General features: G+C 52.6%; 21 protein-coding genes and 1 tRNA gene. 7 read left to right on the top strand and 15 right to left on the bottom strand.

The features are described from left to right. Window positions 1–156 precede the first annotated feature (156 nt). The gene (locus ACQYWX_RS07985) at window positions 157–651 is read left to right on the top strand and encodes a hypothetical protein (RefSeq protein WP_279503425.1); all 495 of its coding nucleotides are present in this window, start codon (window positions 157–159) and stop codon (window positions 649–651) included. Window positions 652–674: 23 nt separating this feature from the next. Here ACQYWX_RS07985 and ACQYWX_RS07980 read toward each other — a convergent pair whose 3' ends face one another. After that, window positions 675–1,214 carry a hypothetical protein gene (locus ACQYWX_RS07980; RefSeq protein ID WP_216737274.1) on the bottom strand — a complete coding sequence of 180 codons (540 nt, stop codon included), beginning with the start codon at window positions 1,212–1,214 and terminating at the stop codon, window positions 675–677. A 206-nt stretch (window positions 1,215–1,420) separates the two neighbouring features. On the opposite strand from ACQYWX_RS07980, the gene ACQYWX_RS07975 reads away from it, so the two are divergent. Both ACQYWX_RS07975 and ACQYWX_RS07970 read left to right on the top strand, forming a co-directional pair. Then, a complete protein-coding gene (locus ACQYWX_RS07975) occupies window positions 1,421–1,990 on the top strand; it encodes a hypothetical protein (RefSeq protein WP_216737275.1) in 570 nt (189 codons plus the stop codon). Window positions 1,991–2,132: 142 nt separating this feature from the next. Further along, window positions 2,133–2,723, top strand: coding sequence for a porin family protein (locus ACQYWX_RS07970; protein ID WP_431688424.1), 591 nt, complete (start codon window positions 2,133–2,135; stop codon window positions 2,721–2,723). A gap of 23 nt (window positions 2,724–2,746) precedes the next feature. On the opposite strand, the gene rlmKL is transcribed toward ACQYWX_RS07970, so the two are convergent. Beyond that, window positions 2,747–4,900: a bifunctional 23S rRNA (guanine(2069)-N(7))-methyltransferase RlmK/23S rRNA (guanine(2445)-N(2))-methyltransferase RlmL gene (gene rlmKL, locus ACQYWX_RS07965; RefSeq protein WP_431688423.1), complete on the bottom strand. Its 2,154-nt coding sequence runs from the start codon at window positions 4,898–4,900 to the stop codon at window positions 2,747–2,749. Between the two features lie 296 nt (window positions 4,901–5,196). Between rlmKL and rmf the strand changes: the two genes are divergently transcribed. Further along, window positions 5,197–5,406 carry a ribosome modulation factor gene (gene rmf, locus ACQYWX_RS07960; protein ID WP_216737278.1) on the top strand — a complete coding sequence of 70 codons (210 nt, stop codon included), beginning with the start codon at window positions 5,197–5,199 and terminating at the stop codon, window positions 5,404–5,406. A gap of 80 nt (window positions 5,407–5,486) precedes the next feature. On the opposite strand, the gene ACQYWX_RS07955 is transcribed toward rmf, so the two are convergent. Together ACQYWX_RS07955 and ACQYWX_RS07950 are read right to left on the bottom strand one after the other, a co-directional pair. Further along, complete coding sequence (locus ACQYWX_RS07955; RefSeq protein WP_216737279.1) at window positions 5,487–6,512, bottom strand: quinone-dependent dihydroorotate dehydrogenase; 1,026 nt, start codon at window positions 6,510–6,512, stop codon at window positions 5,487–5,489. A 619-nt stretch (window positions 6,513–7,131) separates the two neighbouring features. Further along, window positions 7,132–7,401, bottom strand: coding sequence for a PilZ domain-containing protein (locus ACQYWX_RS07950; protein ID WP_216737280.1), 270 nt, complete (start codon window positions 7,399–7,401; stop codon window positions 7,132–7,134). Between the two features lie 181 nt (window positions 7,402–7,582). Here ACQYWX_RS07950 and ACQYWX_RS07945 point away from each other — a divergent pair, with 181 nt between their 5' ends. Next, entirely contained in the window at window positions 7,583–8,734 is a 1,152-nt protein-coding gene (locus tag ACQYWX_RS07945) for a cation diffusion facilitator family transporter (protein ID WP_431688422.1), read from the top strand. Window positions 8,735–8,769: 35 nt separating this feature from the next. On the opposite strand, the gene ACQYWX_RS07940 is transcribed toward ACQYWX_RS07945, so the two are convergent. The 4 genes from ACQYWX_RS07940 to uvrB all read right to left on the bottom strand — a co-directional run bounded on the left by ACQYWX_RS07940 (window position 8,770) and on the right by uvrB (window position 14,041). Further along, window positions 8,770–9,597, bottom strand: coding sequence for a DUF4126 family protein (locus tag ACQYWX_RS07940; protein ID WP_431688421.1), 828 nt, complete (start codon window positions 9,595–9,597; stop codon window positions 8,770–8,772). Between the two features lie 141 nt (window positions 9,598–9,738). Further along, window positions 9,739–10,497, bottom strand: a complete 759-nt coding sequence (locus tag ACQYWX_RS07935; protein WP_216737283.1) for a sulfite exporter TauE/SafE family protein — start codon at window positions 10,495–10,497, stop codon at window positions 9,739–9,741. Continuing rightward, window positions 10,494–12,017: a DNA recombination protein RmuC gene (gene rmuC / locus ACQYWX_RS07930; RefSeq protein WP_431688420.1), complete on the bottom strand. Its 1,524-nt coding sequence runs from the start codon at window positions 12,015–12,017 to the stop codon at window positions 10,494–10,496. Before rmuC ends, ACQYWX_RS07935 begins: the two co-directional genes overlap by 4 nt. A gap of 11 nt (window positions 12,018–12,028) precedes the next feature. After that, window positions 12,029–14,041 carry an excinuclease ABC subunit UvrB gene (gene uvrB / locus ACQYWX_RS07925; RefSeq protein WP_216737285.1) on the bottom strand — a complete coding sequence of 671 codons (2,013 nt, stop codon included), beginning with the start codon at window positions 14,039–14,041 and terminating at the stop codon, window positions 12,029–12,031. 133 nt (window positions 14,042–14,174) lie between these two features. On the opposite strand from uvrB, the gene ACQYWX_RS07920 reads away from it, so the two are divergent. Next, window positions 14,175–15,359: a pyridoxal phosphate-dependent aminotransferase gene (locus ACQYWX_RS07920; RefSeq protein ID WP_431688419.1), complete on the top strand. Its 1,185-nt coding sequence runs from the start codon at window positions 14,175–14,177 to the stop codon at window positions 15,357–15,359. A 144-nt stretch (window positions 15,360–15,503) separates the two neighbouring features. Further along, window positions 15,504–15,579 (top strand) — tRNA-Asn (locus tag ACQYWX_RS07915). A gap of 117 nt (window positions 15,580–15,696) precedes the next feature. Here ACQYWX_RS07915 and pyrF read toward each other — a convergent pair. The 7 genes from pyrF to ACQYWX_RS07880 form a co-directional block, all read right to left on the bottom strand. After that, window positions 15,697–16,398, bottom strand: a complete 702-nt coding sequence (pyrF, locus tag ACQYWX_RS07910) for an orotidine-5'-phosphate decarboxylase (RefSeq protein WP_431688418.1) — start codon at window positions 16,396–16,398, stop codon at window positions 15,697–15,699. A gap of 59 nt (window positions 16,399–16,457) precedes the next feature. Further along, entirely contained in the window at window positions 16,458–17,618 is a 1,161-nt protein-coding gene (gene lapB, locus ACQYWX_RS07905) for a lipopolysaccharide assembly protein LapB (protein ID WP_431688417.1), read from the bottom strand. A 6-nt stretch (window positions 17,619–17,624) separates the two neighbouring features. Beyond that, window positions 17,625–17,909 (bottom strand): hypothetical protein, encoded by a 285-nt coding sequence (locus tag ACQYWX_RS07900; RefSeq protein WP_431688416.1) that lies wholly within the window; start codon window positions 17,907–17,909, stop codon window positions 17,625–17,627. Window positions 17,910–18,019: 110 nt separating this feature from the next. Next, entirely contained in the window at window positions 18,020–18,316 is a 297-nt protein-coding gene (locus ACQYWX_RS07895; RefSeq protein WP_011398732.1) for an integration host factor subunit beta, read from the bottom strand. Window positions 18,317–18,424: 108 nt separating this feature from the next. Beyond that, window positions 18,425–20,104 (bottom strand): 30S ribosomal protein S1, encoded by a 1,680-nt coding sequence (gene rpsA, locus ACQYWX_RS07890; RefSeq protein ID WP_216737289.1) that lies wholly within the window; start codon window positions 20,102–20,104, stop codon window positions 18,425–18,427. A 135-nt stretch (window positions 20,105–20,239) separates the two neighbouring features. After that, complete coding sequence (gene cmk / locus ACQYWX_RS07885; protein ID WP_431688415.1) at window positions 20,240–20,929, bottom strand: (d)CMP kinase; 690 nt, start codon at window positions 20,927–20,929, stop codon at window positions 20,240–20,242. After that, window positions 20,926–23,142 (bottom strand): bifunctional prephenate dehydrogenase/3-phosphoshikimate 1-carboxyvinyltransferase, encoded by a 2,217-nt coding sequence (locus ACQYWX_RS07880; RefSeq protein ID WP_431688414.1) that lies wholly within the window; start codon window positions 23,140–23,142, stop codon window positions 20,926–20,928. Before ACQYWX_RS07880 ends, cmk begins: the two co-directional genes overlap by 4 nt. Window positions 23,143–23,144: the final 2 nt, after the last annotated feature.

Raw genomic sequence — 23,144 nt, 5'->3', positions numbered from 1 at the left:
AAAATACGACTCAAGTCGCCGGAATCTCTCGACAACCGATTCCAACGCCGTCCTTCGTATTCAGACTCCCGGGCGCCTGCAAAGTCTGTTTGGTGAAATAAGGTTGAGCAAATATAATTGAATGTCAATAACTTGCCGAGCCCAAATAGTCTGATTATGAAAAGCAAACATCTGGAAGACGCCCTGTTCCTGGACATCGAAGCCAGCAGCCCGGACGATGACGCCTACCCTATCTGTATCGCCTGGACCGACCCGGATGGAGCCATCCAAAAGGCGCTGATCATTCCAGAGGACGACTGGGAGGATTGGGACTTCGGTTACCAGCACAGTCACGGCTTATCCCGGGAGCATTTATTTGAACAGGGCGAGACCGGCAAAGACGTCATCCGCGCCCTGTCCAGCGATCTGGCGGAAGCCACCGTTTACGTCGATGGCCTCGATCCTGACTCCCAGTTGCTGGAACGCCTGTACGAAGCCTTCGACGCCGACATGCCCTTTGAACTGGCGCGGATCACGGATTTTCTGCCGGAACTGGACTTCGAGACCTTTCTTGAGCGACGCCAGGAAATACTGCTGGAAAACGGCCTTTCCGGCTTCAATGCGGAGAACAACGTTTTTGTCATGGCTGAACTGACCCGCCGTCTGCGCTGATTACGCCGGGCGGCGCAGCCGCCCTATTCCGCACCAACCCAATAAAAACGCGCCGCCCGCTGGACCTGCTCCGACATAGGCTCATCGCAATCCATCTCGCGCTGAAACACCAGCTCCTGCAAATCCATCACCGCCTTGGAAATTTCCTCAGAAGCGGCGCGCATACGCTCCACCAGTTTTTCGCCGACCTCCGCCTCCAGCACCTGCAATCGGCTGCCGAACTCGCTGAAGAAACCGCTGATCACCCACTCGCGCAGGTACAGCGCCTGCTGCAACTGCAACCAGTGATCCTGCGGCAACTCCAGATCAAATATCAGTTCTTCCACGGTTTTTTCCACACCGCCGCTTTCTATGGTGTACAGCATCCTGCGCAGTTCGCGACTCCATGAATCCCCCAGTCCATGAGGGCTGGCGCCGTACAAGCAGGCCAGCACATGTTCCAGAGCCTGCACTTCAAAAAACGCCTGCCCCAGCGCCTGCATCAACGCCCCATCCTGATGGATAAGCTCCGCCCCCTGCGACTTGGAGACTGCGGAGAGACTGCCGGTAGTTCCCTGACTCATTTCACTTGCACCTTTATTATTGAATTTATTGGTTTGTTCATCGGAAGCCGAAGCTCGCCGGAGGTTAAGTAACAATATATTACCTTGCTGAAAACCTTTGTGGCTTGTTGGTTACTCGCTTCACTGCTAAGTTTTTACTGGACTGCAGATAACTTCCAGTGTCTTCACGCTTTAATCAGACGTATCAGCCAATTAAACGCGCCTACATGGAAATATCGAACAACGTGAACTCAGACCTGATCTGGGACCTGGATTTGCTCGCCGATCGTAGCAAAGCCCAGGAGTTCGTCTTGAAGTTTGAGAACAAACTATGCGTCTTCTCAGGCTCCGTACGGCAAATCTATACCAATTACAGTATGCACTTCCCTGAAGACTATAACCGTAATCTGGTCATATTGCCCGATCCTTACGCCTTTCACGACACGTTCAACCATATTGAAGAAGAGGCTGTCACCCGCACCGGCTTTCACATTATCCCCGGCGAACTGATCAAGCAGAAAGGGATGTTCATGCTGATACAGCCCAAAGACCCGGAAGCGCCAGCGAAGCCCATCGCTATGCGCAAGGCGCTGGAAGTGCTTAATAAAATGCGCACGGAGTCCGACCCTTTCCTGCCTATTCTGGTCAAAGGCGACCTGAAGCCATTCCAGGACCAGATCCCCTGTCTGCACCTGCATCGCTTGCGCCTACCGCTAATCCATCGCGCCAGCGAATTCGAAAAAAGCGAGCTGCGCAGGGTCATCCAAACCAAGATGCAGGACATGGGTGAACTCTAACCCCCTCACCGAGGGCGGAAAATTGATTTGTGACGCTTTTCCGTGACTGCGCCAACCGCTTAAGTCACAATCCCGAGCTATTGCGCCTCCACTCTGGCCGCATGCCGCACCGATAAAAACAACTCATGGAAAGCTAAAAATAATGAAGCGCAGCATTCGTCATCCGCGTTCGATCACAACTGCTCTCACCGTATTGGCGGTTTTGCTGGCCAGCCCCGGCAGCCGTGCGGAGGGAGAAAAAGAAGGCAAATCTTATGTCGGGCTGAGCGCCACCCAGTTCGATTTCAAACGAGTCGACGGCAGTAACAGCGCCAGCACGACAGGCGTCACGCTAACCTATGGCTCCTATCTTACCGACTACGTCAAAACCGAGTTTCGCGCCGGCATGGGGCTAGATGAGGAAGAAGCAAAACCAGGGCTGGATATCGGCATGGACTACTTCGCCAGCTGGTATATGGGCGCACAGTATCCAGCTACGGATTATCTATCCGTCTACGCCCTGTTCGGGTTCACCCATATGAAAGGCAAGGTCTCCAAAGACGACCCGGACTCGTATCAAAGCATCCCTGAAGACCTCACCGAAAGCAGCTTCAGCGTCAGTTATGCGTTAGGAACGGAAATCAAGGTCACTGGCGACCTTTGGGGCGTCCTGGAGTTCGGCCGCATTCACCGCGATACGGAAACGGCGATCCGCACCATGCAGCTCAGCGCCGGCCTGAAATACGAGTTCTAGGCCCGGCGCCAAGCGTCACACACTCAAGCGCTATGGCGGATATGCCAGCACTGGTGAATCCGTTCGTTGCGCTTAAAGTCTTCAGGAATACTGGCGGCGGTATGATTTTCCACCACAAAACGCTCTTCAATGCCTGAGTCCAGCTTGAAACGTCGATAGTTGCAGGAAAAGATCAATACGCCTCCCGGCGCCAGCAAGCGCATGCAATCTTCAATCAGCCCGGCATGATCCCGCTGAATATCCAGCACATCCTCCATTTTCTTGGAGTTAGAGAAGGTGGGAGGATCAAGGAATATCAGATCGTAAGTGTTGCGCTCAGCTTTCAGCCATTCCAGCACGTTGGCGCGCACAAAACGATGGGGACCGGTCAGTTTATTGAGGTGGAAGTTACGCTCCGCCCAGCCCAGGTAGGTTTGCGACATATCCACACTGGTGGTGGTCGCGGCGCCGCCCGCCGCCGCATGGACAGACGCCGCTCCGGTGTAGCAGAACAGATTCAGAAAGCGCTTACCCGAGCTATGCTTCTGAATCCAATAGCGGGTTGGACGATGATCAAGGAAAAGTCCTGAGTCCAGGTAATCAGACAGGTTCACCCAGAACTGGCAACCATGCTCCTCTACCGTACGCTCCTTGCGACTGGAGTCCGTTTTCTCATACTGCAGCATGCCTTTTTGCTTTTTACGCTGCTTGAGAAACAGCTGCCCGCCATCAATCCCCAGCACCGCCGGGGTTACTTCCAACACGTCCAGCAGGCGTTGGCGCGCCTTTTCTTCATCCACTGATTTCGGCGGCGCATATTCCTGCACGATGATTCCGCCGTCATACCAGTCGATGGCGACCGCATACTCCGGCATATCCGCATCATAGATCCGATAAGCGCTAAGCTGCTGCTTCTTCGCCCATTTGCTCCACTTCGCCAAATTCTTACTCAGTCGATTGCGGAACATTTGCGCCTGCTCAGAGATCCCCTCTAGAGAGGCGTTCTGCGGCTTGCGCGAGACCTCTGCTTCAGGTCGGTTCCCATAAACATCGAACAAATAAAGCGTTGTGGCCAGAGGTCCGTTGTAAAGATGGTATTGTTTGTCCGCTCGCAGCCCGATTTCTTTGGCCAGGTTGACGCTGGAAGTAAAAATACCCGCTTTCCATTCACCGTATGCGGTTTTCAGCCTCCGCCCCAGCGCCCGATACAGCGAGCGCAGCTCCAACTCCTGCCCCAAACGCTCGCCATAGGGCGGGTTACATACCAGCAAGCGCTGCCCACACCCTTCCGTATCAGGAGTGAAGTCCATGGCGCTGGCGGTTTCCAGCTTCACCCAGCGATCAAGTCCAGCGCGCGACAGATTACGTTTAGCGGTGCGGATAGCAGCGGGGTTCAGGTCGCAGCCGAATATGGCGCCGCGCCAGCGTCGCTTGCCCAGCACCGCTTTCTCCATGGCCTCTTCGTAGACTCCACGCCAGACTTCCGGATCATGCCAGGGCGCTTTTTCAAACAGAAAGTGCGGGTTCAGCAGCCCCGGCGCGACATTCATAGCAATCATCGCCGCCTCCACCACCAAAGTGCCGGAACCGCACATGGGATCGACGAAGCACCCATCCTCTCCACACAACTCCGGCCAGCCAGCGCGATAAAGTATGGCCGCCGCCAGATTCTCTTTTAATGGCGCCGCCGCGCCCTCTTGTCGATATCCGCGCTGGTGCAGGCTTCTGCCCGCCAAATCCAGACCAAGGGTAATGGTCTTCGCCAGATTCAACTGTACGGTCTGTACGCCGGACCGCTTGTCGATAACCGGCAGCTCCAGATCACGGTCGCGAAAATGGTCATTAATAGCGTCTTTGACTACCTGTGCGCCAAAGCGCGAGTGCCGAATATCGCCGCTGGAGCCGAACGCCGCGATCCAATAGCTTTCTCCCGGACGCAGGTGCTCACTCCAATTCACCTCGGAAGCAGCCTGATACAGACCATCCCGGGTGGCAGTGCGGGTGGACTGCAATAATCGCAGCACTCGGTTGGCGAGACGGGAGCCCAGACAAATTCGGTAAACGCCGGCAAGATCCGCCTTCGCCTCAACTCCAGCGGGATTGGTTTTAAGCACTTCCGCGCCCAGAGTCTTTAATTCGTCTGCGAGCACATACTCCAGTCCTTTGGGGCAGCTCGCAAACAATGAAAATTCATTCATATTCCTACGCCGTTACAAATCGTTGCATATCAAGGGTTAAAGACGGTTCTAAGGCGATCAAGCGCTTAACCGGATTTAATTCCACAAAACTATAAAAAAACCGTCACATAGATGAAATAATTCGTGTACATCGAAATTAAATTTGGCTTAACTTGAAAGTGTAGCGCTATTACTCTGATATATATCCCTCGTACACGATCAGATGATAAGGAGATGCTTTCTAGTCCAAATTCCGATTCAAAAGTTTATCTGTTTGAATTCCTGTCTAACCCAGAAATTGGTGAGGTCATTAAAGAATGAGAAGACAGAAGCGCGATATGTTCGAAAGAGCGTACCTCAAGGGTTACCGTGCCGGCGTAAGCGGCCGGTCAAAAGATTTATGTCCCGCCGCCAATCCTCACATGCGTCAAGAGTGGATTAACGGCTGGCGCGACGGCCGAGCGGACCATTGGGATGGTTACACCGGCGTCTCAGGGATACACAGAAGCCCTGGCATAGCATCCTGATTCACTTAGACACTCATTCATAAAGGAGGGGTTCACCCAACCCCATTTAGGCCCGCATCGCGGGCCTTTTCATTGAGGGATTAGCCCTCCAGACCGCCAATCGCTTCAGCCGCTTCCCGCACCAGCACCGGTCCTCGATAAATAAGACCGCTATACACCTGCACCAGTTTGGCGCCAGCACGCACTTTTTCCACCGCATCCTGGGCGCTCATCACGCCGCCGGATGCGATGACAGGAATCCGCCCTTCCAGCGCTGCGCACAGCTCTTTCACCACATGAGTGGAACGCTTGGTCAGCGGCGCGCCGCTCAGGCCGCCCTGCTCTTTTCCATGAGCCAGACTCTCAACGCCCTCGCGCGATAACGTGGTGTTCGTGGCGATAGCGCCGTCCATGTTGTAGTCCAGCAGAGTGCGCGCAACCATATGCACCTCGTCGTCAGACATGTCTGGCGCAATTTTCACGACAAAAGGCACATAGCGCCCATGCTGCTGGTTCAAACGCTCCTGACAGTCTTTGATATCCTGCAACATGCTGCGCAAAGAGTCGCCAAACTGGAGTGCGCGCAATCCAGGCGTATTGGGCGAAGAGATGTTGATCGTGATATAGGAAGCGTAGGGATACACCTTATTGATGCAAGTGATATAGTCCGAAGCGGCTTCCTCAGCGGGAGTGTCTTTGTTCTTTCCGACGTTAACGCCGATCACCCCGTCGTATTTTTTCTTGCGCAAGCGCTCCGCCATGTAATCAACGCCATAATTGTTGAATCCCATGCGGTTGATAATTGCGTTGCGTTCCTCCAGACGGAAGAGCCGCGGCAGCGGATTCCCGTCCTGAGGCTTAGGAGTCACTGTGCCGACTTCGATAAAGCCGAAACCCAGTTTACTCAGGCCATCGATGTAATCGCCGTTTTTATCCAACCCCGCCGCCAGACCCACCGCGTTGGGGAAGGTAATTCCCATCAACTCGACCGGCCGGGAATACATTTGGGGCATAAACATTCCCAACATGCCGGCGTTATCAGCCATCTTAAGCATTTTCAGGGAAATATTATGGGAGGCTTCCGCCGGAAGGCGAAACAGAAACTGTCGGGCTAACTGATATGACATAAGGCTATTCCACTGCTGTAGAACAGTTTAAAAGAGGGGTGAACTTCAGGCGCGGTATTATAACCAACCAGAATCGCATTAAAAGGTTTATTTCCCATCACCGGCGCGACGCTTATCGACGCCCGCCCCTCACGAAAAGTAACTTCACATTGCGTTTTGCACTATTTTTGACCACCCACAACTACATGTTGGGGATATCTGTGACAGAACTGTAATTTATCCACTAAATCTGTGGATAACTTTGTTAATATCGGTAGGGAAAAATCTCAGACCCCACGAAATTCCAGCCCTCCCAGCGAATTGATCACTTTTTAATCAGTTATTTTTTGCGCTTAAATTTCAACCACTTATTAACCTTACCTCCCCCAATCCGAGAATAACGTCACTTTTTGCACCGGAATAGGATACTCAAATCTATCAAAATCGCCGCTTAGGTTTGGCGCGAAACATGGCAAAGTTCGCCGGGATTTCCACAGATTTATATGTAAGTCATTCATTTATAGAGGGTGACAAGTTATCCACAACCGTCAGAATAACAAAAAAGGGAGCTACCGCTCCCCTTTTTGTCTCAACTGAAAATGTTTAACGTGGATTTAATTGATGAATGCAATGGCGGACATCAAACAAAGTTCAAGGCCATTTCATTAGCGCCACAGCGCACCACTTTCAACGGGACAGTCGGACTGCGTTCCTGCAATAAGCCAACGACTTTCAGTGAAACCAGATCTCCGACCTCGGCGTTACCGGTAAAGTCACCGGTCACTAATACGCCGCCTTCGGAAAGATCGACTGTTTTCAACTCGTGGAGCCCTGTCACAGGGTGATCAAGCAGAACGCTCATCGACGCGGATAGTCGTTCAAAACGACGCCTTTCTGTGTGGGAACTCATAGTATGCACCTTTTCCGCTATTTATTATGGTTATTTTTTGACCAGTATAAAAAACTTAAAGCCTCTGGTTCAACTATTATCCTCAGCCCCATCCCACGTAACCTCCATCTTCTCCGCAGGATAGTTGGAACATGCTACAATTCTTCATCGCTCTCACGATAAAGCTTTGTAAAACAGCAGCATGACATACTCTACCCCCGCCGAAAAGACTCGCGCCGCCCATCGCGTCACCTTGATTGGAATGATTCTGGATATTGCGCTGGGGTTGCTGAAAATCATTGTTGGGGTCATCGCACAGTCTCACGCGTTAGTGGCGGACGGCATCCACTCTTTCACTGATGCAGGAACGGATATCCTGGTGATTGTCATCACTCGCTACTCCCACCAGAAGCCTGATCGGGAACATCCCTACGGTCACGGGAAATTCGAAACGCTGGGCACAGTGGTGCTGGGCTCCATGCTTATCGCCGTCGCGGGGGCCATGGCTTATGACAGCATTCTGCGCCTATGGGAGCAAGACGCCCAAGTCACTCCGGGATGGCCAGCGCTATTGGCGGCGGCCCTGTCTATCGCCGGTAAAGAGTGGATCTATCGCTACACGCTGGATATCGGCAAGAAACTACGTTCCGATCTGATTATCGCCAACGCCTGGCATTCACGCAGTGACGCCCTTTCCTCGGTTGTCGTCCTGGTCGCACTACTCGGCGTTATAGCCGGTTTCCCATGGCTCGATGCTGTGGCGGCGATCATTGTGGCGATTCTCGTCGGCAAGATTGGCATTGAGCTGGCGGGCAAAAGCGTCAAGGAACTAGTGGAAACCGCGCTACCAGAGGAACAGGTCCTCGCCCTTAGAGAACTTGCATTGTCGGTGGAAGGCGTTCGCGGCGTGCATGATCTGCGCGGACGTTATCTGGGGCCGGACATTGTCATTGACCTGCACTTACAAGTGGACTCAGCGCTAAGCGTCTCGGAAGGGCACTATATTGGCGTGCACGTCGCTAGAAAGATTCGAGAGAAGTTTGAGCACATCAGCGACATCACCTACCACATAGATACAGAGAATGACACTGACGGCAAAAAGCGGGCCGGATCTCCTCTGTTGCCGCTACGCCATGACGTGACAGAGATCCTGCAACAACGCTGGCGCGACCTGACGCCCGAAGGCTCAGTCAAACGGCTGATTTTGCACTACATCAACGGCCAAGTGCATGTGGAAGTGATGATTTCCGGAAACGAGCGCCATCTTTCCCAGGAGATGGTAAAAAGCATGCGTGAAAGTACCGCCGACCTGGCTTGGCTGGGTGAGATCAAAGTCTGGAAGGAAGCGCCCTGAGCAATTCGCCCACAACGCCTCCCTTTAGTTATTGGCTAAGGCCCAAGTATGCGCTTTTTCTCCGCCTCAAACTCTTCCTGTGTGAGCGCGCCAGCGTCCAATAACTCCTTTAACTTCTTAATCCGACTGAGATTATCCTCAATCGCGGGATTTGGCGTCGTAAAGTCAGCATCGCCGGGTGTAGAAGGACCAGACGCAGCGGAAAAGGAGCCAAATTGATAACTCCCCACTGAAGGAGAAGGCTCCTTCTCTTTATCCACCAGCCCCAGAAAACCGCCAATCTTGCGCAATACCAGCTTCAGGAATCGCCATAGTTTCGGCAGCAGCCAGATCGCCAATGCAATAAACAGCCCCAATAGCACCAGGAAAATAAAGGGGTGATTCAGCGCCGCCCACAAACCTGCCAAAACCATGACGTCTTCGCCAATCGAGGCCGCCCAATTGGTGAACGGCTCAGGAGAAGTATTGATCGCCAGGCGCGTTCCGGCCTTTGTAGCGTGAGACGTCGCCGCCATTGAGGCGCCGACCAATCCAGCCGCGATCTGCAACGCCGGCGAAATATCGCCGACCGCGCCCGCCGCCAGCACCGCGCCGGCAGGAATACGAATAAAGGTATGCAGCGCGTCCCAACCACTGTCCACGCCAGGGGTTTTGTCCGCGAAAAACTCCACACAGTACATAAATCCGGCAGCTGCGATCACCAGCGGGTCCTGCAGAGTCTGCAAATCCGGCGGCAAATCGATATGTCCGGTGGCGCCGCCCAGCCCCAGCATCAGCACTGCGGCGTACAGGTTCACGCCGCTGGCCCAGGACACGCCCATCATTAATGCAATTGTGGAGACCAAACTATCATAGGTTTCCATTAAACCACCTCAACCACTCTGGGTTATTCATCTCCCACCTGAGGCGCATCGTCAGCGTCACAGGCGGAACTATCATTACTATCGCTATTACATCCTTTCTTACCTGAACCCTGGCTGAATTCAACTTCAGGGTTCAGCGTTTCAGGCGGAGAATCCTCGCCACCATAGCCACAACAAACGCAGCGCCAACAACGTCAGCACCCATTTGAACAGTGATTTAAAACGCGCTTCGGGCAGTTTACCGAGTATTTTCAAGCCGACTTTGGTGCCTAAAAACCCCGCCAGCACCATCAAACCCAGCAAAGGAAGCCAGGGAGTGAAAACAAACCCCGCTAACCCGAACACCATAATTTTCAACAAATGTTGCGCCGTCATACAACTGGAGAAGTTAGCGGTGTAGGTCCAGCGGTCGACGCCGCTACGCCCGAGCCAGGCGGACACGAGGGGACCGGTTGCGCCAACGATCATTGTAGCCAGTGTCGTCAACAAACCGCCGCAAAACAAACCTGCTTTGGTTTTCCCCAATCCCAGTTCAGGAATGGGTCCCCAGCACAACCAGATGATGAAAAGCGCCACCAGCGGAGGAATCCAGGCGGGATCGACGCGCCCCAATAGCCAAACTGCGGCGAGCGCCGCCACGAGAGCGCCGCTCAAAAAGAAAGCAATTGTACGCGGTTGAATATGCTTGCGGGTCAAGGCGGCCCGGCTGGCGTTAGAGCCCATTTGCACAATGCCATGCAAGGGAATCAGGGCTAACGGCGGCACGACATCCGCCATCACGGCAATCAGAAATGCGCCGCCGCCAACACCAAGCGCGGCGGTCAACATAGAGCCTAGAAAACTGCTTCCCAGCAGCGTTGCGACTTCGAGCCAAGAGAGGCCCGCAAACCATTCCGTCATAATCCGACGCCGTCACCGAGTGATAGCGACGCCGTTCGGGAGTCGCCCTCTTCCGACATTTGCGCCCGCTGCAGTGTAGATTCACTCAATTGCTTACCGGCGCGGGCGCCCAACTGCTTCAGCTTCTCCACCCGGGTAATCAAATTGCCTCGCCCTGTGGCCAAGCGTCCCATAGCCGTATCATAGGCGCCTTGCGTCTGCTGCAAACGCTGGCCGACCTCCTCCAGATCCTGCACGAAATTGACGAACTTGTCGTACAAATAACCAGCCTGCCGCGCGATTTCCTGCGCATTTTGCGACTGATGCTCATAGCGCCAGATATTGTGAATGGTGCGTAAAGTCGCGAGAAGCGTCGAAGGAGAGACGATCACCACATTCTGTTGAAACGCTTCATTGAACAGGCTTTGGTCCCCCTGCACCGCTGCCGCAAAGGCGCCTTCGATGGGGATAAACAGCAGCACAAAATCCAATGAGTTCAGACCTAAAGCGTCTTGATAGCGCTTACCGCTCAACCCCTTAATATGTTGCCGCACAGACAATACATGCTGTTTCAGGTAGTCCATGCGGGCGCTGTCGTCCGTAGCGTTATGGTATTGCTCATAGGCTACCAGACTGACTTTCGAGTCGACGACAACATTTTTATTCTCTGGAAGACGAATAATCACATCCGGCTGAATACGGCGCCCGGCTTCATTTCGTTGAGCGCTCTGTACTTCGTACTCGCGCCCTTTCACCAGCCCGGAACGCTCCAGGATGCGCTCCAGAATGACTTCTCCCCAGGTTCCAGCCGCCTTATTATCGCCTTTCAGCGCATTGGTCAGCTTAATAGCGTCATCACTGATGCGCTCATTCAGGGTTTGCAGCTTTTTGATTTCCGCAGATAACGAGAAACGCTGCTGCGCTTCCTTGTCGTACACGTCTTCCACTTTCTTACGGAAGTCATTCAACTGCGTATTCAAAGGATCGAGGATGGTCTTCAGATTGTTCTGGCTGAACTCGGACAGTTTCTGCGTGCTACTTTCGAAGATGCGATTCGCCAACAGTTGAAATTCCTGCGTCAGCGCCTCACGTGACGCTTCCAACAACTTCAGCTTCTCCTGATGATGTAACTGCTCCTTCGCTGCGGCGGTTTTCAAGGACGCCAGCTCACTCTGAGCGGCGCTAAGCGCCTGCGTTAACTCAGACAAATCAGCGTCTTTGTTTCTGGTCGCCGCCTCCGCACTGACATAACGCTCATGGATAGACTCCATCCGCGCCTTCACCGCTGCATTACTTTGTTGCAGCAAACCAACTTCCCGTTGCAGGGACTCGCAGCGTTGCGTTTTTTCCGCACACGCATCCTGAAGACGCGCCACTTCGTCCTCACGAGCCAAGAGCTTTTCCATTAATTGAGCATTGCGCAGCTCAAGCTCTCTTCGCTGCCGGCGTTGCCTCATCATCCCCATCAACGCAAGAAGCGCGAGAGCAAGCCCTATCCCCCCCGCCGTCAGGTAGGGCCAATATAGTTGTAATAACGCCATTACTTCTTCTTTTATTGCAGGCCTTTTTCTTTCAGTTCTTTGAGTTGATCCCGCAACTGTGCGGCTTTCTCAAACTCCAGATTACGGGCGGCTTCGTACATAGCGGTTTCCAGCTTCTGTATCATTTTCGCGTATTCCTGCGGCGTTCTCGCTTCGGTTTCTACATTATAGGAAGAAGCTGTTTCCGCCACTCTGCGCTGTGACGCGCCTTTCTTGGAGCCAGGAACCCGCGCGCCTTCCATGATGTCGGCGACTTTCTTGTCCAACCCACGTGGCACAACGCCATGCTCTTCGTTATAGCTGATCTGTTTATTACGCCGACGCTCGGTTTCATCCATCGCTCGCTGCATGGAGCCAGTGATTTTATCCGCATATAAGATCGCTTTGCCGCGCACGTTCCGCGCCGCCCGGCCGATAGTCTGAATCAGTGAACGATCTGAACGCAGGAAGCCTTCTTTATCCGCATCCAAAATGGCGACCAGGGAAACCTCCGGCATGTCCAAACCTTCACGCAGCAAGTTGATGCCTACCAGCACGTCAAACTCGCCTAAGCGCAAATCGCGAATGATCTCCACCCGCTCGACAGTTTCCACATCTGAGTGCAGATAACGCACACGAATGCCTTTATCCAACAGGAAGTCCGTTAAATCCTCCGCCATTCTCTTGGTCAGTGTGGTCACCAACACACGCTCGTTGCGCTCCACCCGATCATGGATCTGTCCTAACAGATCATCAACCTGAGTGGAGGCCGGCAATACTTCTATTTCCGGGTCAACCAAGCCGGTGGGACGCACGACCTGTTCTACTACTTGTCCTTGATGGTCAGCCTCGTAGTTGCCGGGCGTCGCTGATACAAAAATCATTTGCGGAGCCAGACGCTCCCACTCATCAAAGCGTAAAGGACGGTTATCCAACGCAGAGGGCAACCGGAACCCATAGGACACCAACGTTTCCTTACGGGAACGGTCGCCGCGATACATAGCGCCGATCTGCGGAATCGTCACGTGAGATTCATCTATAAATAGCAGGGAATCGGAAGGGAGATAATCAAATAAGGTCGGCGGCGGCTCTCCCGCCTGACGGCCGGACAGATACCGGGAGTAGTTCTCTATGCCGTTGCAGTAACCCAGCTCGAACATCATCTCCAGATCATACTTGGTGCGCTCTTCCAGCCGCTGAGCCTCCAGCAACTTGCTGGAGCCGCGAAACTGCTGCAAACGCTCCTGCAGCTCCGTCTTTATTTGATCCGTCGCATCCAGTATGACCTGGCGCGGCGTGGCATAGTGGGTTTTCGGATAGATAGTCGCTCGCGGCACGCGCCGGTATACTTCTCCCGTTAAAGGGTCAAACCAGGACAGCGATTCAATTTCGTCGTCGAATAGCTCAATACGCAGCGCGTCCGATTCGGATTCCGCAGGAAATACATCAATGACGTCCCCCCTCACCCGGTAGTTAGCCCGGTGCAACTCCAGGTCGTTGCGTGTGTACTGCAATTCCGCCAGCCGGCGCAACAAAGATCGTTGATCAACCTTATCGCCTCGATCCAGGTGCAACATCATCTTTTTGTAGGACTGCGGATCGCCCAAACCATAGATCGCGGAGACAGTGGCGACGATCACCACATCTTTACGCTCCATCAGCGCTTTGGTGGCCGACAGACGCATTTGCTCAATGTGGTCGTTAATAGAGGAGTCTTTTTCGATATAGGTGTCGGAAGACGGCACGTAAGCTTCCGGCTGGTAGTAATCATAGTAGGAGACAAAGTATTCCACTGCGTTATCTGGGAAAAACTCTTTGAATTCTCCATACAACTGCGCCGCCAGGGTTTTGTTGTGCGCCATCACCATAGCGGGCCGCTGCATTTCCGCAATGACATTGGCCATGGTGAACGTTTTCCCTGAGCCGGTAACTCCCAGCAATGTCTGGTGCAGCAGACCGTCGCGCAGTCCATCCACTAATCCGGCGATGGCGCCGGGCTGATCGCCCGCTGGCTGATAATTCGCTTTAAGCTGAAACTTTTGCATTACTCACTTACGTATGAATCGACGACATTGTAGAATTATACCGTTTGGCCATTGATTGGGCGCGCCGTTCGCCTTAATTCAAGCCATTGGCCAACTTATCAAGCTTAACCACCAAAATCGAGGAATTACTCCGTTGGAAATCGATCTCTCACGCCGTGTTCAAGCAATCAAACCCTCTCCCACTCTGGCTGTCACCAACCGCGCGGCGGAACTCAAAGCCGCCGGGAAAGATATTATTGGTTTAGGCGCCGGAGAACCTGATTTTGATACCCCCCAGCATATTAAGGACGCCGCTATCGCCGCGATTAACGCGGGCCAGACCAAATATACCTCAGTCGATGGAACCCCTGCACTAAAGAACGCGATTATCAGCAAATTCCAACGCGATAATAACCTGAATTACGAAGCCAACCAGATTTTGGTCTCCAGCGGGGGCAAGCAAAGCTTTTTCAATCTTGCTTTAGCTCTTTTGGATGAAGGTGACGAAGTCATTATCCCCGCGCCTTATTGGGTGTCTTACCCCGACATGGTTATTGTCGCGGACGGCAAACCTGTCATCATTGAGACCACCGAAGCGACGCGGTTCAAAATCACTGCGGAGCAGTTGGACGCCGCAATCACCAGCAAAACCCGCCTGGTAGTAATGAACAGCCCTTCCAACCCAACCGGTATGGCTTATAGCAAAGAAGAGCTGTCCGCTTTAGGCGAAGTGCTGCGCAAACATCCATCCGTGATGGTGGCGACAGACGATATGTACGAGCATACGCTGTGGACTGGCGAAGATTTCGTCAATATTTTGAGTGTATGCCCAGACCTTTACGACCGCACTTTTGTCCTGAATGGCGTTTCCAAAGCTTACTCCATGACCGGCTGGCGCATCGGTTACGCGGCGGGCCCCGCCAAAGCGATCGCGGCCATGAAAAAAATTCAGTCGCAAAGCACGTCCAACCCCTGCTCCATCTCCCAAGCCGCCGCAGCCGCCGCGCTGAACGGCCCACAGGAGTGCATTGGAGAAATGGTAAAAGAGTTCAAGAAACGTCACGACTTTGTCGTTAAAGCCTTTAACGACATGCCCGGCGTAACTTGCCTGCCCGTGGACGGAACCTTTTACGCATTCCCAGGATTCCAAGGCGTGATCGATCGTATGGAAAATATCTATAACGATCTGGACTTGGCTGAGTATCTCCTGACCGAAGCAGGCGTCGCCCTGGTTCCAGGCTCCGCTTTTGGCGCGCCTGGACATTTGCGTATCTCCTTCGCCACCAGCATGCAAAATCTGGAACAAGCCATGGAGCGCATCGCGAAAGCGATCAAATAAACGCTCAAGACAGTCTCCAAGAGCGTTAAAAAGCCCGCGGTTCAGCGGGCTTTTTATTTGCTGAAAACACTAAAGAAAAACCACTTCCGAAGTGTTGACCTTTAAATTAAAGGTCATTATCATACGCGCCACTAACGGTTTCATTCCCTGATAGCTCAGTTGGTAGAGCAAATGACTGTTAATCATTGGGTCGCTGGTTCGAGTCCAGCTCGGGGAGCCAAATTTAAAAAGGCTGGTTTTACCAGCCTTTTTTATTGTCTAAATTAAGCCCACTTTTTCTACACACCATCGGTCGACGAGAATAACCTCTCCTCGCCCACCAACAGCTAACTCCAATTTAGACCGACTCAATTTCTTTGACGATCTGCTGCAATGCATCCAGAGGATTTAATGCTCGGGTAATAGGTCTTCCCACGACCAAATATGAGCTTCCATCCAGAATCGCCTGAGCTGGAGTAACAATTCGCGTCTGATCATCCGCCGCAGCCGCGGCAGGTCTGATGCCCGGCGTTACCAAGCAAAATTCCTCGCCGTGCGCACGACGCAACAAGGGAGCCTCTTGAGCAGAACACACGACGCCATCCATTCCGCTACTTTGCGCCAAACCCGCAAGCCTGCCGACCATCTCTTGAGCTGAGCAGGGAAACCCTATCTCAACGATCTCCTCATCACTCAAGCTGGTTAGCATCGTAACAGCAATCAGCAACGGCGCATGAGGCCCTTGCTCCAACACCTCGCGACACGCCTCCATCATTCTTCTGCCACCGGACGCATGCACGTTCACCATCCATACCCCCAAACCAGCCGCTGCTTTCACCGCCTGCGCCGTTGTATTGGGAATATCATGAAACTTAAGGTCTAGAAATACCTCAAAGCCGCGCACCTGCAGTTGCTCAACTATAGCGGGCCCAAATGTTGTAAACAGCTCCTTGCCAACCTTAAGCCGACATAAGCCTGGATCAAGCTTGGCGACAAACTCATCAAGCTGTTTTCTATCAGAAAAGTCCAAAGCCACCACAACTCTTGGTCCACTTACCATCGTCTCACCTTTCTCTCACGTCACTTATTACCATAACCCAACCACTAACCGCGCCAAACCTACACCCATGGCAACGGCTTCACCACTCCCCATTTTTTGCAACTGGGACACTGCCAGTGCAAATGCCGCCCCGAAAAGCCACAACTTTCACATAAATAGGAGTGATTCTTCTCCAAAAGCGTCTCCAGCACCCCTTTCACAATCATAATCCAACGCTTGGGCTCAGGGTCCGCATAAGGAACCAACAACACCAACAACGCTTTCACACCACCAAGAGTAGGGTGAGCATTTAACTGCCCTAAAAGAAACTCTATCGCCTCTTCCATATTCTCGTTTTCGTTGAGAGCGCCGGACAGCGCAATCATTACTTTCGCTGACGGCTGCAGCTCCCACATTCTTTGAAGTATTTTCAGCAGTCGCTCCCGCTCATTAAGCTTTTCGCATATCTCTTTCACCAACCCAACGACTTCCGAGAGAAACATTGGGTTCTGCTGCTCAATACGCTTCAATTCCGCCAGCGCTTCAGGATACTGCTCCGTGGCGACGCAAACCTGAGCCACTTGAATACTTGCTCTAGCGCAAAACTTGTCATACATCAGCGCCTCTCGAAGATGGCGCGTTGCGTCTGAATATTCCTTACGCCGCATACTGCGCTCAGCCATCTCACAACAGTATTGAGCCAGCCGCACCTGCACGTCTCGATCCCGCTTAAAGTCCAGCGTTAAAGCGCGCTCACGCGCAACTCCCCACTCCTTTTCGTGCTCATAGATTTCAAGAAGACACTCGGTACTCAGCTTCCGCCACTGCCGGGACGCCGCCAGCTCAATGAAAAGAGCTTCAGCCCTGTCATACAGACCAACAAACATATAGTCCTGAGCCAGCTCATAAGTAAGCTGCTCACCGTGTTTGATTCTTGCGTCTGGATGTGAAAGAAGATTCTGATGGATCGCCGTCGCTTTTTCGATTTCGCCCTTACGGCGAAAGAAGTTGGCGATTGAGAGGTGAAGCTGAACCGTATGCTGATTTATCTCTAACTCCTGAACAAAAGAGTCCAGAGTCGGCGCATCATACGCCTCAAAAAGATATTGCAAGGACTTAGGATATTCGCCGCCCCGCCTAATAGCTCTGGCAGTCTGACCAACTCGCCCCTGAATAAAACAGATCAGCCAACCAATGCCTATTGCAACGGCAATTAACAACAATTGGCCAAGGTATTCCATAAGCCCTTATGATTTGCTGGCGACAACCTGCGTAGATGACTTTATGGCGCGATCACGCCCTTTTTTACCGAAAATTTTCAACTTCAGAACGGTCAAACTAGTTACCGCCATCCCCAATAGAAACCCTACAACAAACGCCAACCCGATCAGAATGGAAACATTCACAGGCCCCGTGTGGTAGAAGAAGAGGTCTAGCTCCAGCTTGGAATTATTCAGCAGCACAAATACTACACCAACAATCACCATCAGGAAGACAAGGCATAGCAAAAAGATTTTTTTAAGCTTGGACATTAGCGCACCCGAACCGGTCTAATTGGGTGCACTATCTTACCATACCTGGATTTGATGTCAGGCATAGAAAAACGTGCACTTACAATTAATTAGCGGTTTGACGCCGGCGATTAATAACCGGCCTTGAGACTTGCGTTAACCTCATCTCTCAATTCCTTACCAGGCTTGAAGTGCGGTACATACTTCGCAGGAAGATGGACAGTCTCACCTGTTTTGGGATTACGCCCTACCCGTGGAGCGCGATAATGGAGACTAAAACTGCCGAATCCCCGTATTTCTATGCGCTGCCCCTGGGACAGAGATTGTGACATGTACTCTATGATCGTTTTAACCGCGAGCTCAACGTCTTTTATCGAAAGTTGTGGTTGTTTTTGCGCAATAATCTCGACTAACTCTGATTTGGTCATAGAAGCTTCCTTATCGTAGCCTTCGTCAGAAGTGTAGTTAAAGATTTAAAAAAACACAAAAAAAACGGGCATATAGCCCGTTTTTTTAGAGAATATATCTAAGAGAAATTACTGTTGCTGCTGCAATTGCTCTTTGATCAGATCACCGATAGTGGTCGGACCTTGAGCTTCAGTTTGCTTCTCTTTGACATCGCGAATCGCCTGCTTCTCTTCATCAATGTCCTTAGACTTGATGGAAAGGTTGATCACGCGGTTTTTACGGTCAACGCTGATGATTTTCGCTTCAACTTCGTCGCCTTCTTTCAGCACGTTGCGAGCGTCTTCAACTTTATCGCGGCTGATTTCAGACGCTTTCAAAGTTGCTTCAACTTCGTCGTTCAGAGCGATCACAGCAGCTTTGGCGTCAACGGACTTAACAGTACCAGTAACGATAGAGCCTTTCTCATTCAACTGAGTGAACTCAGCAAATGGGTCGCTTTCCAGCTGCTTGATACCCAGAGAGATACGCTCACGCTCAGGATCGATAGACAGGATCACAGTCTCCAGGTCGTCGCCCTTCTTGTACTTGCGAACAGCTTCTTCGCCTGGCTCGTTCCAAGAAATGTCGGACAGGTGAACCAGACCGTCGATGCCGCCTTCCAGACCAAGGAAGATACCGAAGTCGGTAATAGACTTAATCTTACCGGAGATACGGTCGCCCTTGTTGAAGTTGCCGGAGAACTCTTCCCATGGGTTAGCGTGACACTGCTTGATACCCAGAGAGATACGACGACGCTCCTCGTCGATATCCAGAACCATCACTTCCAGTTCGTCGCCCAGTTGAACAACTTTGGATGGGTGAATGTTCTTGTTGGTCCAATCCATTTCTGAAACGTGAACCAGACCTTCAACACCTTCTTCCAACTCAGCAAAGCAGCCGTAGTCAGTCAGATTAGTAACGCGCGCAGTAACGCGGGTGTTCTCTGGGTAACGCTCTTTGATAGCAACCCATGGATCTTCGCCCAGCTGTTTCAGACCCAGAGATACGCGGTTACGCTCACGATCGAACTTCAACACCTTAACGGTGATTTCGTCGCCAACGTTAACGATTTCGCTAGGATGCTTGATACGCTTCCAAGCCATGTCAGTGATGTGCAACAGACCGTCAACACCACCCAGATCAACGAATGCGCCGTAGTCAGTCAGGTTCTTAACGATACCTTTGACTTCCATACCTTCCTGCAGAGTTTGCAGCAGAGCGTCGCGCTCAGCGCTGTTTTCCGCTTCCAGAACCGCACGGCGTGAAACAACTACGTTGTTACGCTTTTGATCCAGCTTGATAACTTTGAATTCGAGATCCTTTCCTTCCAGATGCGCAGTGTCGCGAATAGGACGCACATCTACCAAGGAACCAGGAAGGAATGCGCGGATGCCGCCCAGTTCAACAGTGAAACCACCTTTGACCTTGCCGTTGATAACGCCGTTAACAACTTCGTTTGCTTCGAAAGCTTTTTCAAGATCTTTCCAGGCTTCCGCACGCTTCGCTTTTTCGCGAGACAGGCGGGTTTCGCCAAAGCCGTCTTCAACTGCGTCGAGAGCAACCTCAACTTCGTCGCCGACTTGCAGATTCAGTTCCCCTTTCTCGTTCAGGAACTGTGCTACAGGGATTACACCCTCGGACTTAAGGCCTGCGTTTACAGTAACCCAGTCTTCATCGATATCAACCACTACGCCCTTAACGATAGAGCCGGGTTTCATATCAATTTGTTTTAAACTTTCTTCAAAAAGCTCAGCAAAGCTCTCGCTCATTGTGTTTCCTGTTGAACATTTTCATCCGCGCGGCCAGCAAGCACGGTCTGTTCGATTAAAATCTTATTCCGGGCATTACTGGCATACTCCCGAAAAAAGATCACCGGTTAATTAATTTACCGTAGTGATGGACACTCAGGATTGACGGGAAGACCAGATCTGGAGTACTTTCTCCAACACCTCATCCACCGAAAAGTCAGAAGTATCAAGGACTACGGCGTCATCCGCAGGTCGCAAAGGAGCGTTTGACCGATTCGTGTCACGCTCATCGCGTTCCTTTATCTCTTTTAAAAGGTGCGAAATTTTAACACTCTCGCCTTGCTGCTTCAACTGATCATATCTTCGCCGCGCCCTTACTTCGGCGCTTGCAGTCATAAATATCTTACATGGAGCGTCAGGAAACACGACCGTCCCCATGTCTCGCCCGTCCGCCACCAACCCCGGCGCGGACTGAAAGTCCCGCTGCCGCTGCAACAAAGCGGCGCGCACCATAGGGTACGCTGCCACCCGCGAGGCCATAGCGCCACAGGTTTCCGTCCGGATTTCCAGAGTCACGTCGTCGCCCATTAAAATAACGGACACCGGCTGACCGGGAGTTCCCGCTTCAAAACGCACATCCAAGGTTTCAGCGACTTTCGCTACGACGACTTCATCAGCCAAATCAACGCTTTGCCGCTCAGCGCTCAAGGCAGTCAGTCGATACAGTGCGCCGGAGTCCAGAATATTCCATCCCAACGCCCGCGCAGTCAGCTGCGCGATGGTTCCCTTGCCTGAGCCAGAGGGACCATCAAGGGTGATGACAGGAATGCCAGAACTCACCTTCATGCTGTCTCCTCAGTCCGAAGATTAAAACCAACCTCATTCGCCAGAGTCGTGAAGCCAGGGAATGACGTAGCGACGTTAGCGCAATCTTTAATAACAATAGCGCCGGTAGCTCTTAAAGACGCCACGGCAAAAGCCATTGCTATGCGATGATCGCCATGACTATCTACTGCGCCGCCGCCGATTTCCGCGCCACGCAATACAATACCGTCCTCTTTTACTTCGCTACCGACTCCCAGCGCCGCCAGACCATCCGCCATGGTTTGAATACGGTCGCTTTCCTTGACCCGCAACTCTTCCGCGCCACTCAACACAGTTTCTCCCTCAGCGCACACGGCAGCGATAAACAGAACCGGAAACTCATCAATCGCCAAAGGCACCTGGTCCTCTGGAATACGGATCCCTTTCAAAGGAGCATAGCGCACACGGATGTCAGCCACCGGCTCACCACCCACTTCTTTATGGTTGGACAACTCAATATCAGCGCCCATCAACTTAAGAATACTAATAACGCCAACACGAGTCGGATTGACACCGACATGGCGCAAGGTCAGATCCGAGCCGGGAGTAATGCTCGCCGCAACCAGGAAAAACGCTGCGGAAGAGATATCCGAAGGGACATCGATTTTGGTAGCGTTCAGCCTATGGCCGCCCTCAATCGTCACCTTGGGGCCATTCACATCCACAGGATAACCAAAACCACGCAGCATTCGCTCGCTGTGATCCCGTGTGGGCGCAGGCTCCGTCACAGAGGTTTCACCATCGGCATAAAGACCTGCGAGGACCAGACTGGACTTAACCTGGGCGCTGGCGACAGGCATGTCATAATGAATACCGTATAGCTTGGAGCCGCCTTTAATTTTGACAGGGGGGCGTCCGCCCTCAGATGTGGAGATTTCCGCACCCATTTCCCGCAGCGGCTTTGCAACCCGCTCCATAGGCCGCTTGGACAAGGACTCATCGCCCGTCAGTTCAACATCGAACGACTGACCACTCAACAAACCTGCAAGCAAACGCATGGAAGTTCCGGAGTTACCCAAATACAGAGGCCCTGGCGGCTGTTTCAGGCCATGCATGCCCACACCATTTATTCTTACTGAACCGCGATCCGGCCCCTCAATGACGACACCCATATCCCGGAACGCCTGCAGGGTGGCCAGAGCGTCCTCCCCTTCAAGAAAACCCTCAATTTCCGTAACGCCTTCCGCCAGCGAACCCAGCATGATGGAGCGATGGGACATCGATTTATCTCCGGGCACGCGAATATCGCCGCACACCGGACCGCCTTTCCCGGCAACGTAGGTCACATTGTTAGCCATATCAGTCTTGTAAGCCTTTCCTTCAAGCATTTTTGTGAAATGTTCGCGGGCCGCCCGGGCCCGGGTGAACACACCAAGTAACGTTTGTCCGTCCCCATCAGCAATAGCGCTGCGCAGCTTTTTTAAATCCGCGTCAAACGCATCCAACACTTTCAGCACCGCATCCCGGTTAGTCAGGTAAACGTCCCGCCACATCACCGGGTCGCTGGCGGCAATTCGGGTAAAATCCCTGAAGCCGCCCGCCGCATAGCGAAATATTTCTTTATTATCATCCGCCCCCGCCAGCGTATCGACCAGCGAAAAAGCGATCAAGTGAGGCAAGTGACTGGTTGCAGCCAACACCTCATCATGGTGAGCCACCGACATGAAGAGCACTTCCGCCCCAATGCCGCGCCACAGAGCCGCCACCACTCCCAGCGCATGAGAGTCCGTCACCGGAACCGGCGTCAATATGGTTTTATGATTCTCAAACAAAGCACTATTAGCGGCCTGAACGCCGCTCTTTTCAGAGCCAGCGATAGGGTGCCCCAGCACAGCATTCGCTGGCATTTCACCAAATACAGAGATAAAGGCTTTTTCTATCTCACCTTTCACACTTCCCACATCCGTCAGAATGTGATCGCTTCGCAAAGCCGATCTCATTTCCTCCAACACTGGAGCGACCGCGCCAACCGGCACCGCCAAAACAATGACATCCGCCCGTGAAGCAAGCGTGACAAGATCCGGGGCAGCCTCATCAACAACCCCCAAACGCACGGCTAATGCAGCCTCAGAATCGCGCCGATCATAACCAATTACTTTCTCCGCCAAACTGCGCTCTTTCACAGCCTTGGCTAAAGAACCGCCGATCAGACCCAGTCCGACAACAGCCAAACATTTAACTCGGGATTGCAACATTG

The sequence above is a fragment of the Hahella sp. NBU794 genome (assembly GCF_050749805.1).
Classification (GTDB): domain Bacteria; phylum Pseudomonadota; class Gammaproteobacteria; order Pseudomonadales; family Oleiphilaceae; genus Hahella.
The sequence above is the reverse complement of the archived record's forward strand: the minus strand, read 5'-3'. Positions and strand labels throughout refer to the sequence as shown.